The organism is Janthinobacterium sp. NKUCC06_STL, from assembly GCF_019345455.1.
GTDB lineage: Bacteria > Pseudomonadota > Gammaproteobacteria > Burkholderiales > Burkholderiaceae_D > Janthinobacterium > Janthinobacterium rivuli.
On sequence record NZ_JAHKQY010000001.1, the window covers coordinates 1,277,166 to 1,294,581 of the forward strand.

15 protein-coding genes and 1 tRNA gene are annotated in these 17,416 nt (G+C 63.0%); 9 read left to right on the plus strand and 7 right to left on the minus strand.

From position 1 onward, the window contains the following. Positions 1-78: 78 nt before the first annotated feature. Positions 79-906, plus strand: coding sequence for an AraC family transcriptional regulator (locus KO539_RS05760; RefSeq protein WP_219307792.1), 828 nt, complete (start codon positions 79-81; stop codon positions 904-906). A 77-nt stretch (positions 907-983) separates the two neighbouring features. Next, positions 984-1,409, plus strand: a complete 426-nt coding sequence (locus KO539_RS05765; RefSeq protein WP_219307794.1) for a cupin domain-containing protein — start codon at positions 984-986, stop codon at positions 1,407-1,409. A 69-nt stretch (positions 1,410-1,478) separates the two neighbouring features. Here the strand turns inward: KO539_RS05765 and KO539_RS05770 are convergent. The 3 genes from KO539_RS05770 to pepN form a co-directional block, all read right to left on the minus strand. Beyond that, positions 1,479-1,554: transfer RNA gene (locus KO539_RS05770), tRNA-Thr, on the minus strand. A 115-nt stretch (positions 1,555-1,669) separates the two neighbouring features. After that, positions 1,670-2,671, minus strand: a complete 1,002-nt coding sequence (locus KO539_RS05775) for a class 1 fructose-bisphosphatase (protein WP_034747152.1) — start codon at positions 2,669-2,671, stop codon at positions 1,670-1,672. A 136-nt stretch (positions 2,672-2,807) separates the two neighbouring features. After that, positions 2,808-5,462, minus strand: a complete 2,655-nt coding sequence (gene pepN / locus KO539_RS05780) for an aminopeptidase N (RefSeq protein WP_219307796.1) — start codon at positions 5,460-5,462, stop codon at positions 2,808-2,810. A gap of 197 nt (positions 5,463-5,659) precedes the next feature. On the opposite strand from pepN, the gene KO539_RS05785 reads away from it, so the two are divergent. Continuing rightward, positions 5,660-6,289, plus strand: coding sequence for a DUF4136 domain-containing protein (locus KO539_RS05785; RefSeq protein WP_035821761.1), 630 nt, complete (start codon positions 5,660-5,662; stop codon positions 6,287-6,289). 306 nt (positions 6,290-6,595) lie between these two features. On the opposite strand, the gene KO539_RS05790 is transcribed toward KO539_RS05785, so the two are convergent. The 4 genes from KO539_RS05790 to KO539_RS05805 form a co-directional block, all read right to left on the minus strand. Next, positions 6,596-7,585, minus strand: a complete 990-nt coding sequence (locus KO539_RS05790) for a quinone oxidoreductase (protein WP_219307798.1) — start codon at positions 7,583-7,585, stop codon at positions 6,596-6,598. 23 nt (positions 7,586-7,608) lie between these two features. Next, positions 7,609-7,998 (minus strand): methylglyoxal synthase, encoded by a 390-nt coding sequence (locus tag KO539_RS05795; protein WP_035821766.1) that lies wholly within the window; start codon positions 7,996-7,998, stop codon positions 7,609-7,611. 28 nt (positions 7,999-8,026) lie between these two features. Continuing rightward, complete coding sequence (locus tag KO539_RS05800; RefSeq protein WP_219307800.1) at positions 8,027-8,947, minus strand: DMT family transporter; 921 nt, start codon at positions 8,945-8,947, stop codon at positions 8,027-8,029. A gap of 99 nt (positions 8,948-9,046) precedes the next feature. Beyond that, on the minus strand, positions 9,047-11,518 hold the full coding sequence (locus tag KO539_RS05805) for an alkaline phosphatase (protein ID WP_219307802.1): 2,472 nt from the start codon (positions 11,516-11,518) through the stop codon (positions 9,047-9,049). A 155-nt stretch (positions 11,519-11,673) separates the two neighbouring features. On the opposite strand from KO539_RS05805, the gene KO539_RS05810 reads away from it, so the two are divergent. The 6 genes from KO539_RS05810 (at position 11,674) to KO539_RS05835 (ending at position 17,382) form a co-directional block, all read left to right on the plus strand. Beyond that, the gene (locus KO539_RS05810; protein ID WP_034747129.1) at positions 11,674-12,399 is read left to right on the plus strand and encodes a YebC/PmpR family DNA-binding transcriptional regulator; all 726 of its coding nucleotides are present in this window, start codon (positions 11,674-11,676) and stop codon (positions 12,397-12,399) included. Between the two features lie 60 nt (positions 12,400-12,459). Beyond that, positions 12,460-13,728 carry a phosphoribosylamine--glycine ligase gene (gene purD / locus KO539_RS05815; RefSeq protein ID WP_219307804.1) on the plus strand — a complete coding sequence of 423 codons (1,269 nt, stop codon included), beginning with the start codon at positions 12,460-12,462 and terminating at the stop codon, positions 13,726-13,728. A gap of 88 nt (positions 13,729-13,816) precedes the next feature. Then, a complete protein-coding gene (locus KO539_RS05820) occupies positions 13,817-14,563 on the plus strand; it encodes a hypothetical protein (RefSeq protein ID WP_219307806.1) in 747 nt (248 codons plus the stop codon). 83 nt (positions 14,564-14,646) lie between these two features. Next, entirely contained in the window at positions 14,647-15,930 is a 1,284-nt protein-coding gene (locus KO539_RS05825; RefSeq protein WP_219307808.1) for a hypothetical protein, read from the plus strand. 4 nt (positions 15,931-15,934) lie between these two features. Further along, positions 15,935-16,582 (plus strand): hypothetical protein, encoded by a 648-nt coding sequence (locus KO539_RS05830; protein ID WP_219307810.1) that lies wholly within the window; start codon positions 15,935-15,937, stop codon positions 16,580-16,582. Continuing rightward, the gene (locus KO539_RS05835; RefSeq protein WP_219307812.1) at positions 16,579-17,382 is read left to right on the plus strand and encodes a hypothetical protein; all 804 of its coding nucleotides are present in this window, start codon (positions 16,579-16,581) and stop codon (positions 17,380-17,382) included. The genes KO539_RS05830 and KO539_RS05835 overlap by 4 nt, the downstream gene beginning before the upstream one ends. The last annotated feature ends 34 nt before the right edge of the window (positions 17,383-17,416 follow it).

The following is a 17,416-nucleotide window of genomic DNA, read 5'->3' on the forward strand; positions in this document are numbered from 1 at the left end:
GGTTTTCGTGGACATTCCTGCGCGCGGCGCGTACAGTCTTCGTTCCGCAACCAGGGCAGGCATCTGCGAACAGACACCATGAAGCGAGCATCAGCGCCGGCGCTTGGCGACTGGGTCAAGTGCGCCGAACCGGTACAGGGAATCGAACGCATCGAGGCGTGGTTCCAGGGCAAGGCCTATGCCATGCACCGCCACGACACCTACGCCATCGGCCGCACGCTGGCCGGCGTGCAGCGTTTCAGCTATCGCCGCGGCCAGCGCGACAGCCTGCCCGGCAATACCATGATCCTGCATCCCGACGAGGCGCACGATGGCCAGGCGGGTACGGACGCCGGCTTCCGTTACCGCATGCTGTATATCGAACCGGCGCTGTTCCAGGATGTGCTGGGCGGACGCGCGCTGCCCTTCATCGAAGGCGGCGTGTCGACCGATCCCCGCCTGGCGGCGGCCACCTGCGCCTTGCTGCCGCATGACGGCCATCCGCTCGAAGCGCTGGAACAGAGCGAGGCGCTGGCCGAACTGGCGCATGCGCTGGCGGCGGCGGCCGGCACGCCGGCGCAGCGTCCAAAAGGCGACTACCTGGCGGCGCGGCGCGCGCGCGACTACCTGCAGGCGCACTGCACGCGCGCCGTCACCCTGGCGGAACTTGAAGCGGCGACGGGACGCGACCGCTGGAGCCTGTCGCACGACTTTCGCGTCTTCTACGGCACCAGCCCATACCGCTATCTGACGATGCGGCGCCTGGAAATGGTGCGGCGCCTGCTGCTGGCTGGCAGCACGCTCGCCTCGACCGCCATGGCCGCGGGCTTTGCCGACCAGAGCCACATGACGCGGCATTTCCTGAAAACTTATGGACTCACGCCCGGCCGCTGGCTGCATTACGCTGGCGGCGCCACCACACGCTGAAAACACCCACGATCGTTCAATACGGCGGGCCAGCAGCTGCGTATTCTGGCTGCATCGCCACTTGAACGGAGCACAGCATGCCAGACACCACCACTACCGTCACCACCACCACGCGCGGCCAGGGCCAGTCCATCGACCTGGCAGGCAAGATCGCCCTGATCGACGGCCACTGGCAGCCGCGCGTCATCGCCGAAATGAATGACTACCAATTCAAGGTCGTCAAGGTACTCGGTCAATTCCAGTGGCACCGGCACTCCGACACGGATGAAACCTTCATCGTGCTGGACGGCGAATTGCGCATCGCCCTGCGCGGCCCTGGCTATGCGGAAGGACACGCCATCGTGCTGCGCGCCGGCCAGATGGCGGTGGTGCCTCGGGGCGTCGAACACAAACCTTGCGCCCTTGCCGAAACCAGGCTGCTGCTGATCGAGCCGCGCGGCGTGGTCAACACGGGCGACGGCGACGGGGATGAGCGCACTGTGCAGAACGATCAGTGGATATGACGCCGGAAGGATGACAAAAACAAAAAACCCGCCGACTTTTGCAAGTCAAGCGGGTTTTCTGATGAAACTTGGTGCCGTTGGCCGGAATCGAACTGGCGACCTTCACATTACGAATGTGCTGCTCTACCAACTGAGCTACAACGGCGAAGACCCACATTCTACAAACAATGCACAAAATTTGCTAGTGTCAACGCGAACTTTTTTGCATTTTTTTAGCGGCCCGGCTGCGGGCCGCTAAAAATCGTGGAAAAGTGCGGCTTTTATTCCGCGTGGTAGGCCGTGACGCGGGCCACTTCGTCTTTCGAACCGAGGAACACGGGCACGCGCTGGTGCAGCTTGTGCGGGGCGATGTCCATGATGCGCTGCTGGCCGTCGGTGGCGGCGCCGCCCGCTTGCTCGACGATGAAGGCCATCGGGTTCGCTTCGTACATCAGGCGCAGCTTGCCCGGCATCGATGTGTCGCGCAGGTCGGCCGGGTACATGAAGATGCCGCCGCGGTTCAGGATGCGGTGCACGTCGGCCACCATCGAGGCGATCCAGCGCATGTTGAAATTGGTACCGCGCGGGCCCGTGTCGCCGGCCAGCAGTTCATCGACATAGCGTTTCACAGGCGGATGCCAGTGGCGCGCGTTCGACATGTTGATGGCGAATTCCTTCGTCGTCGGCGGAATTTGCATATTGCTTTGCGTGAGGACCCACGAACCCATTTCGCGGTCCAGGGTGAAGCAGTTCACGCCATTGCCGAAGGTCAGCACCAGCATGGTTTGCGGGCCGTACACGGCGTAGCCTGCCGCCACTTGCTTGCTGCCTGCCTGCATGAAGTCCTGCTCCGTCGGCTGACCCATGCCATCCGGCGCCTTCAGCACGGAGAAGATGGTGCCGATCGAGACGTTGACGTCGATGTTCGACGAGCCATCGAGTGGATCGAACAGCAGCATGTATTCGCCCTTTGGATAGCGGTTCGGGATCGGGTGGATCGATTCCATCTCTTCCGACGCCATGGCCGCCAGGTGGCCGCCCCATTCGTTCGCTTCCAGCAGGATCTCGTTGGAGATGATGTCGAGTTTTTTCTGTACTTCGCCCTGCACGTTTTCCGTGTCGGCCGTGCCCAGCACTTCGCCCAGCGCGCCCTTGCCGACGGCGTGGCTGATGGTTTTGCAGGCGCGCGCGACGACTTCGATCAGCAGGCGCAGTTCGGCCGGAATGCTGTTGTTCGAGCGCTGCTCTTCAACCAGGTATTGCGTAAGACTGATGCGTTTCATGAAACCCCTTAGTTAGTGTTTTAAATACGTTTCGTGCGGTGATTGTCGGCTTACGCGCCGTTGGCGCTAAGCCGACCTACGAAATCATGACGCCGTGTAGGTCGGATTAGCCCGCAGGGCGTAATCCGACATGCCATCAATTCGCCAATGCCTTGGAAACGACTTCCATCACGTCGTTCGACAAACTGGCCTGGCCGGCGACTTTTTCCAGCGCGTCGCGCATGTGGCTTTGCAGCGCCGGCACGTAACGGCGCCAGCGGTCCATGGAACGCGCCAGGCGGGCCGCCACTTGCGGGTTCAGGGCGTCGAGCGCGATCACTTGCTCGGCCCAGAAGGCGTAGCCGCTGCCATCTGCCGCATGGAATTGCGATGGATTGCCGTTGGTGAAATTGAAGATCAGGCTGCGCGCGCGGTTCGGATTTTTCAAGGTGAAGGCCGGATGCGTCATCAACTGGCGCACGGCTTGCACATCGGTCGTTGGCGCGGCCGCCTGCATGGCGAACCACTTGTCGATCACCAGCGCTTCGTTCTCGAAGTCGGTATAGAAGCTGGTCAAGGCCGCCTGCGCATGCGGCTGCGAGCCGGAATGAATCAGCGCCGCCAACGCCGCGGCGCGGTCCGTCATGTTGCCGGCATTGTCGAACTGCAGCCGCGCCAGGTCCAGCTCCGCCGCTTCGGGCGCGATCAGCAGATACGACAGCGCCAGGTTTTTCAGCGCGCGCTTGCCGGCCGACAGGGCGTCAGGGCTGTATTCGCCCGGCGTCTGGTTGGCGTGGTATTGCGCCAGCAGTTCAGGCTTCAGGGCGGCGGCGATGGTACGGCGCATGAACTGGCGCGCCGCATGGATCGCTTGCGGGTCGACTTGCGCCATGCGCTCGGCGATGATGGTTTCCGACGGCAGGATCAGCGCCAGCTCGCGGAAGGCGGGATCGAGCGCTTCGTCGGCCAGCAAGGCGCGCTGCGCGGCGATGAAGGTGTCGTCCAGCACCAGGGTCTCGCCAGCAGCCACGGCACCGGTCAGTTTCAGCAGGCGCTCCATGGCCAGGCGCTGGCCAGCTTCCCAGCGGTTGACGGGATCGCTGTCGTGGCGGAACAGGTGCAGCAGTTCGGCGTCGGTATAGCCGTACTCCAGCACCACGGGCGCGGAAAAGTCGCGTAGCAGCGAAGGCACGGGGGTTTGCGCCACCTGCGTGAAGCGGAAAGTCTGCGACGCTTGCGTCAATTCCAGCACGACGCTGGTGGCGCCGTTCGAGGCCACACCATCCACGTAAAGCGGCAAGTCGCCACCATCGGCAGCCAGCAAGCCGACGGTGACGGGGATGTGGAATGGCAGTTTTTTCGGCTGGCCCGGCGTGGCGGGGCAGCTTTGCGCCAGGGTCAGCTCGAACGTCCGGCTGTCCGCGTCATAGCGCGTGGAGGCCTTGACGATGGGCGTGCCCGCCTGGCTGTACCAGCGCTCGAACTGGCTAAAATCGCGGCCATTCGCATCCGCCATGGCGGCGCGGAAGTCGTCGCACTGGACGGCCTGGCCATCGTGGCGTTCAAAATACAAGTCCATGCCCTTGCGGAAACCGTCGCGCCCCACCAGGGTCTGATACATGCGCACCACTTCGGCGCCTTTTTCGTAGATGGTGACCGTGTAAAAGTTATTGATCTCGACAAAGGAATCGGGACGCACGGGATGCGCCATCGGACCCGCGTCTTCCGGGAACTGCGCCTGGCGCAGGGTGCGCACCTGGTCGATGCGCGTAACGGCGCGGCCCGTGTCCGTGCCGATCATGTCGGCCGAGAATTCCTGGTCGCGGAACACCGTCAAGCCTTCTTTCAGCGACAGCTGGAACCAGTCGCGGCACGTGACGCGGTTGCCGGTCCAGTTGTGGAAGTATTCGTGGCCGACCACCGCTTCGATGCCCGCGTAATCGACGTCGGTCGCCACGCGCGAATTGGCCAGCACATACTTGGTATTGAAGATGTTCAGCCCCTTGTTTTCCATGGCGCCCATGTTGAAGTCGCCCACGGCGACAATCATGAAGCGGTCCAGGTCCAGCTCCAGGCCGAAGCGTTCCTCGTCCCAGCGAATGGAATTTTTCAGCGACTGCATGGCATAGTCGGTTTTGTCGAGGTTGCCGTCTTCCACCCACACCTGCAGCAGCACTTCGCGGCCCGACTTCAGGGTGTAGCGTTCCTCCTGGCACACCAGGCGCGCGGCGACCAGCGCGAACAGGTAGGACGGCTTCTTGAACGGGTCTTCCCACTTGGCGTAATGGCGGCCGTCGCCAAGGTCGCCCTCTTCGATCAGGTTACCGTTCGACAGCAGCACCGGATAATGTTCCTTGTCGGCGCGCAGCATGACCGTGTATTTGGCCATCACGTCCGGGCGGTCCGGGAAGAAGGTGATACGGCGGAATCCTTCGGCCTCGCACTGCGTGAAGAAATTATAGTTCGACACGTACAGGCCGGACAGCGAGGTATTGTCCTGCGGCGCCAGCACGGTCTCGATCTCGAGCGTAACATCGTCCGGAGCCTTCGGAATGGTCAGCATGCTGGCCGTCAGCTTGTACTGCGACGGCTTCAACACTTTGCCATTCAGGCGTACTTGCACCAGTTCGATGTGTTCGCCGTGCAATTCGATGCTGCGGCTGGTGCTGGCCGGGTTGTGGCGCATGTGAATCCGGCTCGCCACCACTGTGCGGGCGGGATCGAGATCGAAACCAAGTTCGACGCTGTCGACCAGGAAGCTGGGCGGCGTGTAATCTTTGCGGTAAATCGTCTGAGGGCTGTCTGTGCGCATAGGGATTTGGGTGGGAGCGGAGGCAAAAGCCTATTTTACCAACACCAGCCCCCGATCGTCGCGATTCAGGCCAGGAATGTTGGATTCCCTTACACGCCGACATGCTCGGTAACATTCTGTAATAATGAATAGAAACAAATAGAACTATTCTTATAATACTAAGCGATGAATTGTGTCTACTATCAGGAGGTCATGCAATGAAACGTTATCTCACCATCATGATGGCCGCATTGACCGTGTTGCTGACCGGATGCGCCACCACCATACGCAGCGATGTCACCGTTTTCCACGAGTGGCCTGCGCAATTGCAGGACAAATCATATGCATTTGAAGCACCAGCGGCCGAACACGACACGCTGGAATACCGCAGCTACCAGAACCTGGTGCGCGCGGAACTGGCCAAGCACGGCTTCGGTGAAGCTTCCGGCCCTGCCGCAGCCAATTTGCGCGTGGCGATGCAGTTTTCCACCGTCGACTATCCCGAGCGTGTGCTGCAGGCGTCCGATCCATTCTGGAATGGCCCCGGCTACTGGCCTGGCCGCTACGGCTACCGCTATGGCGCATGGCCAGGCTATGGCCGCTTTGGCTACAATCCCTACTGGTTTGGTCCGCTGGACATGGAAGAAACCGTGCGCCATAAATACGAACGCGAATTGCGCGTGACGATCAATGACCGCAACGGCAAGAAACTGTACGATGTGACCGTGCAATCGACCAGCAACAAGCGCGCCACGTCGCAAGTGATGCCGGCCATGGTGGCCAGCGCCTTTGCCGATTTCCCCGGCCAGAGCGGCGTGCCCCGTAAAGTGGAAGTCAAGGTGGACTGAGAGCGCCAGCCAAAACCTACTGCGCGTCGCGCTTTGCGGCCGGCGATGCTCACCGTACTAAAGTACGGTTGCGCTTCTCGGCCACAAATCACTGCCGCTCGCTACGGTTTTGTCAGGCGCGAGAAGTCTGGAGTACTTTAAAAAACCGGCTGGTGCAGCAATGTGCAAGCCGGTTTTTTATGTCTGCGTTTTATGCCTATGAGTAATACGCCTCGGCGGCAAAGGTGAGCGCGCCGATCAGAGCCACGGCCAATAACAGCACGATCAGCAGGCGGCCGAATTTCGGCGTGCCGTCACTGCCGCCGCTCATGGCACGATGATGGTCGAGCCGGTCGTCTTGCGCCCTTCCAGATCCGTGTGCGCCTGGGCGATATTGGCCAGGCTGTAGCGCTGGTTGATCTCGATCTGCACTTCGCCGCTGCTGACGACGCCGAACAGCGAGGTCGCCATCTCTTCCAGGTTGGCGCGGTTCGAGGCATAGCTGAACAGGGCTGGACGCGTAATGAACAGCGAGCCGCGCGAGGCCAGTTCGCTCAGCGTAAACGCCGGCACGGGACCGGAGGCGTTGCCAAAGCTGACCATCATGCCCAGCGGCGCCAGGCAGTCGAGCGAACCCGTAAACGTGTCCTTGCCGATGGAATCGTAAACCACCGAGACGCCCTTGCCACCCGTGATTTCGCGCACGCGCTCGACGAAGTTTTCCGTGTTGTAGTTAATGACGTGGGCCGCGCCGTGCGCCTTGGCCAGCTCCGCCTTTTCATCGGAACCGGCCGTGCCGATCAGATTCACGCCCAGCACCTTGGCCCACTGGCAGGCGATCAGGCCCACGCCGCCCGCGGCCGCGTGGAATAGTACCGTGTCGCCCGCCTTCAGGGCCACCGTGCGGTGAAACAGGTATTGCACCGTCAAGCCTTGCAGCATCATGGCGGCCGCCGTGTCGAAAGCTATGCGCTCGGGCAACACCAGCAGCAGGACCGCCGGCAGGTTGCGCTGCTGTGCATACGCGCCATTGATGCGCGCCGCATACGCCACCCGGTCACCCACCTTCACTTCCGTGACGCCCTCGCCCACCGCCTCGACGATGCCCGCGCCCTCGACGCCGAGGCCATTGGGCAGCGGCTGCGGGTACAGGCCCGTGCGGAAATACACGTCGATGAAATTGAGGCCGATGGCCTCATGCTTGACGCGCGCCTCGCCGGGACCCGGCGGCGGCAGTTCCACGTCCACATACTCCATCACTTCCGGGCCGCCCGTGCGCTGTACGCGGATGGCCTTGGTGGTAATCGTTGCGCTCATGCTCATCTCCTCGTGTAGGTGGATCAGGCGGCAGCAACGGCCTGCGCCTGCAATTGCGACAGCACCAGGTGCGCCGACGACAGATTCGTTGCGCACGCCACGTTGTGCACGTCGCAGGCGCGCACCAGGGCATTGATGTCCGGCTCGTGCGGCTGCGGCGTCATCGGGTCACGCAGGAAGATCACGCAATCGATCAAGCCTTCCACCAGCAGCGAGCCGATCTGCAAGTCGCCGCCGAACGGACCGGAATGCTTGCGTTCCACTTGCAAGCCCAGTTCATTGATCAGGCGGCCACCCGTGGTGCCCGTGGCCGACAGTTCGCAACCCTTCAAAAAGTCCAGGTATTCGCCCGCCAGGGTAATCATGTCATCTTTTTTCTTGTCGTGGGCAATCAGGGCGATGCGTGTTTTCATGGTGAGAACTTTTCAGTGGGTGGAGGAATTATTTCTTTTTCGACAGCAAGTAAATCCCGGCGAGCACAAGGCTGGTGCCAGCCAGTTGCCAGTTGGTGATCGGTTCATCGAGAATCATGGCGCCCAGGAACAGGGTCGACACGGGGCCGATCATGCCCGCCTGCGACGCGACGGGCGCGCCGATGCGCTCGACGGCGATCATCGTCATGAAGACGGGCATCACCGTGCAAAAGATACCATTGAGCAAGGACAAGCCATACACGGGCATGGGCTGTATCAGCAGCTCGACGGGGCGCAGGATGAAGAATTGGGCGATACAGGCAAAGCTGGCCACGCACATCGCGTAGGAAACGAGCCGCATCGAACCGATGCGTTTCACCAATTCGCCCGAACCGAGCAGATACACGGCATACGAACAGGCCGAGCCCAGCACCAGGGTCGACCCCAGCGCCACATTGCTGGCGCCGCCCTGCAAGTCGTGCACGAATACCAGCACGATGCCGCAATACGAGGTAAATAGGGCCAGCCATTGCAGGCGGCTGATGCGCTGCTTGAAGTACACGGTGGTAATCAGGAGCACGAAGGTGGGTGTGAGGAACAGGATCAGCCGCTCGAGGCCCACGGAAATGTATTGCAGTCCAAGAAAGTCCAGATAGCTGGACAGGTAGTAGCCGACGAGCCCCAGCCCGACGAGGCGCCAGCGGTCGCGGTTCGACAGCGGCGGCTCCGTGCGCATCTTCCACCAGGCGATGACGGCGAACACGGGCAGCGAAAAGATCATCCTGAAAGCGATCAGGGTGACGGCGTCGATCTGGTAGCGGTACAGCAGCTTGGCGACGATGGCCTTGGTGGAAAACAGCACCGCACCGCCCACGGCGATGGCCAGGCCACCGAGGTAGACGGAACGGGGAAGCGAAGATGGGGTTGCTTGCGGGGAACTGGAGCTCATGTCCAGATTGTAAGGCAAAAGCCAAAGGCGGCTGATAACCCCAACGGCAAATACCGGGGTCGGACCCTGAGGGTCCGACCCCAGCCCTTGCATTTTGGGTTAGGAAATAAGCACCGCCGCCACACCCGCCGTCACCGTCGCCGTCGTCACCCGCGCAATCACGTTCGCGGGCGCGGCCGTGCCGATCAGTTTATTCACTTGCTTGAACTGCGCCACCAGCTTGCCCGGCGTCAAGGTGACCACCGTGTAGCCCTGCGCATCCGTGTTCAAATGCTTGATCCACGGGTTGTTGCCCAGGCCGGACAATTGCTGCGCCAGGCCCAGCAAGGTCCCACTGAAGTCAGTGCTCGCTTTCAAGCCAGCCTGCACGGCAGCGACCGTGGCGTCCAGTTGCGCTTCCGGCACGCCCTTGGCGGCCAGGGCGCCGCGCAGTTGCACGCGCAATTGCTCCAGCAGGCTGTCGACGGTGGGCGCGGCCTTGCCCATGGTGTAGTCGAGCAGGTTGATGTCCAGATTGACCGTGCCCAGGCCCGTGACGGGGATGGCCAGCGGATAGCTGACGAGGGTGCCGATATTGCCCATGCTGCCGGCCGCCGACTTCAGGTAGCTGAAGAAGGAATCGGAGCTGATGCCGGCCGACACCAGGTCGACCATGACGGGCGTGCCACCACCGGCCGCGTCGAAGTCGTCGCTGACGGTACCGGCAAAGAACGAGTGGATATCACCGGTCAGCGCCACCACGTTGCCGATGGCATTGTTTTTCAGGTGGGCCATCAGATTCTTGCGCTCGCTGTTGTAGCCATCCCACTGGTCGCAATTGAGCAGGAAGCGCGTGAAGAATGGCGCCAGCGCCGCCTGCTGGCCTGACGCGGCGACAAAGCTCGATGCCGCGCCCTTGGCCTGCACGTCGGGCTTGATCCAGCCGAAGGCAATCACTTGCGCGGCGGCGGTCGGCGAGCCGCTGTTGTAGGCCGCTACAGTGATGCCGGCCTGAGCCGCGCTCAAGCCGGCGCCCACGGCAGCGGCACCCTGCGCGCCGGCATTGGCTACCGCGCCGGCGATCGCCATGGCCGCCGCTTGCGCCACGTTTTGCGCTGCTCCCGCTGTGGAAGCTGCCACGATGGCCGACGCCAGCGGCACGCTGCCGCCCACCAGCGGCAAGGTGCTGGCGATGGCCTGCCCCACGTTGGCCATGGCGCTCAGGGCCAGCAAGGTGGCAATCGCATCCGTGCCATTGAGACCCATGCGCAGCAGCGACACTTCATTGCCCCACAGCTTCCAGGTGGAGGTCGCCGCCTTCATCTTGCTTTTCCACCAGTCGCGCTGGGTCGTGCCCAGCATGCCGACGGCGGCCAGCGGGTCGGCGCCGGCCTTGGTGGCTGCCGCCATTTTCTGTCCTTCCACGCTGTCGAACAGCGCTTGCGGCACCAGGTAGCGGCTGCCGACGCTGCCCAGCGGCTTGCCCGTGGCCGGGTTGACGGTCGACTCGGCGATCGCATGGTCGGCGCGGTACAGGCGCTCGTCCGTCATCACCAGCTGCATCAGTTTGCCGAACTGGAAATCGCGGTAGATCTGGATGTTCTGGAACGTGGTCGCGGCGCCATCGAACGTGACGTCGGCCGGCATGTATTCGAACCACGCCTGGTTGGCGCTGCGGCGGCGGGCCGGCTGGTGCAAATCGCTGCCGTCCGTCGCCACGATGCCTTCATAGGTGGAGGCGTCCTGCCAGGCATCGTCCGTGAACTCGTGGTCATCCCAGACGGCGATGAAGGCGAAGCGCTCGTGCACGGCTTGCAAACGCGCATCGGTGCGGTATTTCTTGTACAGGTAGCGGTAATCGGCCACGGTGGTGGCGTACTTGGCGCCGGACCTGCCGCTTTTATACGTGCCATCGGGCAATTTCAGCTGCTCGTGGCGGCTTTCCACGGCGCCGCTCTGGAAGGTCTCGCCCACCGTTTCATAGATGTAATCGCCCAGGTGGACGATGAAGTCCAGGCTTTCATTGGCGGCGATGTGCGACAGCGCGCCCCAGTGGTTGATGCTCCAGTCCTGGCACGTCAGGTAGGCGAACTGCAGCTGCGACACGTCGGCGGTGGCGGCGGGCGCCGTCTTGAAGCGGCCCACGTTCGAGCGCACGTCGCCGGCGATGAACTGGTAAAAATACACCTGGCCCGGCTGCAAACCCGTGACCTTGTGGCGCAGGGTATTGTCGAAATCGGCCTTCAATGGCAACTTGGCATCGACGATGGGCGTGCCGGCCAGAGCCGTGTTGCCGCCCAGGGCCGCCGTATTGTCGCTGGCGCTGACGATCAGGCGCACGGCCACGTCGGACTTGCCCGCCACGGCGGGCGCGACGGCGTCGAAACTGGCGGGCACGACGCGCGTCCACAGCATGGCGCTGTCGGCGCGGGGGTCGCCCGAGGCCACGCTTTGCGGGAACTTCCAGTCGCTGCCCGAGGCCAGCGGCACGCCAGGATCGCTGTAATCGGTGCTGCCGCAGGCGGCAAGGCCGACGGTGGCCACGGAGACCGTGATAAAGCCGCCCAATTTCAGAAATTGCCGCCTGTCCATTTGACTTGCCATGATGTCGCGCCCTCGATATGGTGAAAGCGCGTCACTTTAGCAACAGATTGTGTCATCCTGATGACGGGGCCATGCCGCTTCGCAAGGGGCCGATATGCTAAAATGTCGGCCACAATTGAACACCCGTCTAAGGAAGATTCGACATGGCAGGACATAGCAAATGGGCCAATATCAAGCATAAAAAGGCTGCCACCGATGCCAAGCGCGGCAAAATCTGGACGCGCCTGATCAAGGAAATCACGGTCGCGGCCCGCATGGGCGGCGCCGACGCCATCACCAATCCGCGCCTGCGCCTGGCGGTCGACAAGGCGGCTGACGCCAATATGCCAAAAGACAACGTCCAGCGCGCGATCAACCGCGGCAGCGGCGGCGTCGATGGCGCCAACTACGAAGAAGTGCGCTACGAAGGCTACGGCGTGGGCGGCGCGGCCGTCATCGTCGAATGCATGACCGACAACAAGGTACGCACGGTGGCCGAGGTGCGCAACGCCTTCAACAAGAACGGCGGCAACATGGGCAACGAAGGCTCCGTCGCCTTCATGTTCCAGCACTGCGGCCAGTTGCTGTTCGCGCCGGGCACCGACGAAGACAAGCTGATGGAAGCGGCCCTGGAAGCGGGCGCCGACGACGTCATCGCCGATGAAGAGGGCGGCTTCGAAGTGGTCACTCCCGTGCACGATTTCGCCACCGTCAAGGAAGCGCTGGAAGCGGCCGGCTTCAAGGCCGAAGTGGCCGAAGTCATCATGAAGCCGGCGACGGAAACCGTGTACTCGGGCGACGACGCCATCAAGATGCAAAAGCTGATCGACGCGCTGGAGCTGCTGGACGATGTCCAGGAAGTGTTTACCAACGCGCTGATAGAGAATTAATCACTCTGCACACAAGGGCGGCACCGCCGCCCTGCAACCCACATTGAACGAACGGTACCTATGAAAATTCTGGTAGTCGGCTCTGGCGGCCGCGAACACGCCCTGGCCTGGAAACTGGCCCAGTCCGAACGCATACAGATGGTGTATGTCGCGCCGGGCAATGGCGGCACCGCGCGCGATGCGCGCCTGGTCAACCTCGACATCAGCGACCCGCAATTGCTGGCCGATTTCGTTCAACAGGAACACATCAGCCTGACCGTCGTCGGCCCGGAAGTGCCGCTGGCAGCGGGCATCGTCAACCTGTTCCGCTCGCGCGGCCTGAAAATCTTCGGCCCGACGAAAGAAGCGGCGCAGCTGGAATCGTCGAAAGACTTCGCCAAGGCCTTCATGCAGCGCCACGGCATCCCGACGGCCGCCTACCAGACCTTCTCCGACGTCGCTCCCGCGCACGCCTACGTCGACGCCATGGGCGCGCCCATCGTCATCAAGGCTGACGGCCTGGCCGCCGGCAAGGGCGTGGTCGTTGCCATGACCCTGGAAGAAGCGCACCAGGCGGTCGACATGATGCTGGCAGATAACCAGTTCGGCGACGCCGGCGCGCGCATCGTCATCGAGGAATTTCTCGCCGGCGAAGAAGCGAGCTTCATCGTCATGTGCGACGGCAAGAACATCCTGCCGCTGGCCACCAGCCAGGACCACAAGCGCCTGAAGGACCACGACGAAGGCCCGAACACGGGCGGCATGGGCGCGTATTCGCCGGCGCCCATCGTCACGCCGGCCATGCATGCGCGCGTCATGCGTGAAATCATCGTGCCAACCATCCAGGGCATGGCCAAGGACGGCATCACGTTCACGGGCTTCCTGTATGCGGGCCTGATGATCGACGACAAGGGCACGCCGAAGACGCTGGAATTCAACTGCCGCATGGGCGACCCGGAAACGCAGCCCATCATGGCGCGCCTGAAGACCGACCTGGTCACCGTCATGGAGCACGCCGTCAATGGCACGCTCGACGCCGTGGAACTGGAATGGGACCGCCGCACGGCCGTCGGCGTCGTCATGGCTGCCGCCGGCTACCCGGACGATCCGGTGAAAGGCACGCCGATCGGCGACATCCCGGCCGAAACCGTCGATGCCGTCACCTTCCATGCGGGCACCCGCATCGAGGGCGAACGCCTGGTCACCAACGGTGGCCGCGTGCTGTGCGTGGTGGGCCTGGGCGACAGCATCAAGATGGCGCAGAAGCAGGCGTATGAAACCGTGGAAAAAATCCATTTCGACGGCGCGCAGTACCGCCGCGACATCGGCTGGCGCGGCCTGAAGCATTGATCGCCCCATAACGATCCCATGGCGGGGCCGGCGCGGACAGCATCCGCCCCGGCCCCGTTTTCATTCTGACTGCCCCCCATTCCTCGCCATGACCATGCCAAGCGGCCTTGCCGCACCAGACAACGATGCCCCGGTGAGCCCCCTGGCCTGGCTGACGCTTGCCTCGCTGCTCGTTGCCAGCCTGGCCTGGCACTGGTTCAGCAGCTACGCGGTACCGCAATGCGACGACCGCGAAACGCTGGCCGCCGTGACGGCGGCCAGGATCGGCCTGCACGATATCAAACAGGCCGGCTATGCCTGGTCGCAAAAAACCCGTGGCTGCCTGGCCACCGTCAACTCGCATGGCAAATCGATGCAATACGCGTATACCGTGTCTCGCGTCGAAGGTCGCCGCAAGAGCCGTATCGTGTATGACGATGCGCGGCCGGAGCTGATACAGGCGCGCTTCGGCAAGATCGCGTGGAACGGCGACTTCGTGCAGCAGGCGGAGCCGATCAGACGAGAAGCACTGTTGCGGGCGATGCTGGCAGGCATGGATGGCTTGCGCGGCAAACCGCTGCTGTTCCCGGACCTGGGCATGCTGCTGTCGCCGCAGCATTACCGCGAAATTGCCGATGTCGAAGCGGTCGCGCCATGCCGCGAGGTAAGACCTGGCATCCAGTCCTGCCGGCTGCTGGTCGAGCGTAACGATATCGCGCGCATGGCGCCAACCACCGTGTGGAGCCTCTCCGTGCTGCAGCAAGGCGACTTTACCTTCCAGCGCAGCAAGGATGGCAAGAACTGGTCGGTAACACCGCAGTTCAGAATGGAACTGGATCAGGCGCAACTTCAATAGTGCGCTGGGGAAACGAGATTGCATTGTAAAATTTATCATCTTTATTCTTGATAAACCCACTCCCAATGACAAGCAATCCACCTGTGTCCACGCATACTTCCGTCGAGGCGCTGCATGTGCTGAAGCTGCTCACGCGCCGCCAGCGCGAGCAGGCGCTTGCGCATCCCGACTTGCCGCAGCTCGCCGTCGGAACGCCGCTACCCGACACCTTGATGTGGTTGTACCGGCGCGAGATCGTTACGTCCGAGGATGTGAGCAGCCTGTTGTTGAGCTTGGAGCGCCACTTCACCGGCGACGAGCTGGCACTGCGTTTGTCGATATTGCAGCAGCTGGTGGAGGTGCTCAATCGCGAATCGCTCGATCACCTGCGTGACGAAACGCTGCTCACGCAGGAGCAGTACCAGCGGGCGCTGGCACACCTGCCCGGCGACGTCTTGCTGCCCACGCCGGGCGAGGTGCTGAACTGGATGCTGCATGTGGAACTGCTGCAGCGCGCAGAATTCAAGTCCATGGCCCAGCGCATCGCGTCCGGCGGCAGCGATGACGCAAAGCGCGCGATCCAGCATGCGCAAGGACGCCAGGAGGAACATAAGAAGGCGGTACGCGGCGTGATCCTCGGCAGCCTGTTTCCCGGTTCGCGCCTGACCTGGGTAATCGTCGCGCCGCTGGCGCTGGCCGGCATGGTCTGGTACCTGGTTGGTGGCAATTCCGTGCCCGAGTGCGACTCCAGCAACACGATCGCCACCGTGACACGCATGCTCAACAAGGCAGCGCCGGAAGGCGTGGGCAAGGCAAGCCTGCACGACGTGAAAGAAGCCGGTTACGCCTCGTCACATAATATCCGGGGCTGCCTGGCCACGATCGAGCTCGATGGCGAGAAGATGGACTATGCCTATACCGTCGCGCGCGACGACAGCGGCAGCAAGAGCCGCATCAGCTATGTTGGCGCGCAGCCAATGCTGGTCCAGGCGCGCTTTGGCACCATCGAGGATGGCGACTTTGCCCAGCAAGCCAAGCCCCTGGGACGCGAGGCGCTGGAAAAGGCTTTCCGCGACGGCATGGCTGGTGCGCGCATCACGCCCCAGCCACGGCAAGCGTTTTCGTTGACGCAATCGATGGAGCGCACGCGCGAAATCGCCGAAATCGAACCGCTGGCGCCATGCAAGGAAATCTCGCCGGGCGTCTATTCCTGCCGCCTGCTGATCGAACGCAATGACCCCGTGCTGAGCATGCTCAACGGCGGATCGGCGGTCATGCTGGAAGGCGACTTCACCTTCCAGCGCAGCAGCGCAGAAAGCGCCGGCAATGGCTGGTCGGTGACGCCGCAATTTGCCGGCGAACTGCGCCAGGCCAAAGTAAAAATCTAAGTCCATGCATATCGAACCGCCCCACGCATCGCTGAACCAGCTGCACCAGCTTGGCCTGATCACCGCGCAGGAACTGGACGAGGCCAACTCGGAACGCGATGTCGCCGCCCATGAGCGCCTGCACCCGCCCGAGGATCCGGTCGACATGCCGGAGCTGATGCAGGACGCGGACCTGGTCAGCACCCTGGGCTGGCTGCTGCTGACCGATCTGCTGCCCAAGAATGACTTCGCCAAGCGGATGGCCAAACTGCCGCCCCGGCAACAGGCGCTGGCAGCCGAGGGGGTGCGGCACTACAACCGCCGCGAGGTCGACGCCTTGTACGAGCTCAATTTGCTGAACCAGTTCCAGCGCGATGCGGCCCACGCTGCGGTGCCGGCCGACCGCATGTTCTATGCGCCCTGGATCGCCATGCGCTGGCTGGTGGTCAACGACATCCTGCCGACGGCGCAGTTCGAGGCGCTGGAAGTGCGCGTGCGTGAGCATGGCAGCGAACTGACGCGCGACATCATGGAAGCATCCAGGCTGCGCCATGGTCACGACCGCATCCCGTACAAGCGCCCACCGGCCTGGAAAGGCGCGCTGATCGTGCTGGGGCTGATCCTGGTAATGTCCGTCGTGTACGGCTGGTTTAGCGGAGGCCTGCAGCCATGAGCACCGATCCGCGCCTGCTGCCGCTGGCAGAACTGCTGCGCCTCGGCCTGATCACCAGCGACGAATACGACGATACGCTGGCCGAGCTGGAGATCATCGAGCTGCAGCGCGCCCACAATGCTGCCGAAGACATTGATGTGCCGGAGGTGAAGATGAATGCCGACCAGATCGCGACGCTGGCCTGGCTGCTGCGCGCCGAACTGGTGCCCGAGGAGCGTTTTTTCAGGATGCTGCGCAAGCTGCCCGCCGATGAACCACGCCGGCAACTGGCCAGCGCCGCGCTGCAGCAGGTGAACCGGCAGGCGGTTGACGCGCTGTACCAGCAAAACCTGATCAACACGTGGCAGCGCGACGCCGCCCACGACAGCCTGCCAGCCGAGCATCTGGCCGCCACGCCCGTCGCGGCCCTGCGCCATATGCTGAAACAGGGCACGCTATCGCCGCTGCAATACCAGGAGCTGCAAGCGCGCACGCGCGCGAACGGCTCGCCACTGGCGCGCGTGATCGTCGATGCCGCCGGCAAGCCGCCGGCCCGGTATGGCCGGCGCGCCGCGCGCCCGTTCAACGTCCTGATGATCGTGCTGATGCTGGTGCTGCTGATGCTCGTGACGATTGTGGGACCGTCGTGGTTCAAGCGCGAACAGCCGACGCCTGTGGCACCGCTGGCGCAGCCGGTCGACACGGTGGAACGCGACGACCTGCGGCAGCGCGCGGCGCAAGCACTCGACGCCGCCCGCCAACCGGGCCACGACAGCGTGCAATATGATGTCCAGGTGGTGCAGGACAAGCCACCTCGGTAAAGCAGGGCCGGCGACAGCATCGCCGGTTTTGCTA

What these genes read in the sequence shown, in the direction of transcription:
- KO539_RS05795 (WP_035821766.1), bottom strand. Translation starts at nt 7,998, where the DNA reads ATGAAAACACGCATCGCCCTGATTGCCCACGACAAGAAAAAAGATGAC.
- KO539_RS05790 (WP_219307798.1), bottom strand. Translation starts at nt 7,585, where the DNA reads ATGAGCGCAACGATTACCACCAAGGCCATCCGCGTACAGCGCACGGGC.
- KO539_RS05775 (WP_034747152.1), bottom strand. Translation starts at nt 2,671, where the DNA reads ATGAAACGCATCAGTCTTACGCAATACCTGGTTGAAGAGCAGCGCTCG.
- KO539_RS05765 (WP_219307794.1), top strand. Translation starts at nt 984, where the DNA reads ATGCCAGACACCACCACTACCGTCACCACCACCACGCGCGGCCAGGGC.
- KO539_RS05760 (WP_219307792.1), top strand. Translation starts at nt 79, where the DNA reads ATGAAGCGAGCATCAGCGCCGGCGCTTGGCGACTGGGTCAAGTGCGCC.
- purD (WP_219307804.1), top strand. Translation starts at nt 12,460, where the DNA reads ATGAAAATTCTGGTAGTCGGCTCTGGCGGCCGCGAACACGCCCTGGCC.
- KO539_RS05830 (WP_219307810.1), top strand. Translation starts at nt 15,935, where the DNA reads ATGCATATCGAACCGCCCCACGCATCGCTGAACCAGCTGCACCAGCTT.
- KO539_RS05835 (WP_219307812.1), top strand. Translation starts at nt 16,579, where the DNA reads ATGAGCACCGATCCGCGCCTGCTGCCGCTGGCAGAACTGCTGCGCCTC.
- KO539_RS05785 (WP_035821761.1), top strand. Translation starts at nt 5,660, where the DNA reads ATGAAACGTTATCTCACCATCATGATGGCCGCATTGACCGTGTTGCTG.
- pepN (WP_219307796.1), bottom strand. Translation starts at nt 5,462, where the DNA reads ATGCGCACAGACAGCCCTCAGACGATTTACCGCAAAGATTACACGCCG.
- KO539_RS05810 (WP_034747129.1), top strand. Translation starts at nt 11,674, where the DNA reads ATGGCAGGACATAGCAAATGGGCCAATATCAAGCATAAAAAGGCTGCC.
- KO539_RS05805 (WP_219307802.1), bottom strand. Translation starts at nt 11,518, where the DNA reads ATGGACAGGCGGCAATTTCTGAAATTGGGCGGCTTTATCACGGTCTCC.
- KO539_RS05800 (WP_219307800.1), bottom strand. Translation starts at nt 8,947, where the DNA reads ATGAGCTCCAGTTCCCCGCAAGCAACCCCATCTTCGCTTCCCCGTTCC.
- KO539_RS05820 (WP_219307806.1), top strand. Translation starts at nt 13,817, where the DNA reads ATGACCATGCCAAGCGGCCTTGCCGCACCAGACAACGATGCCCCGGTG.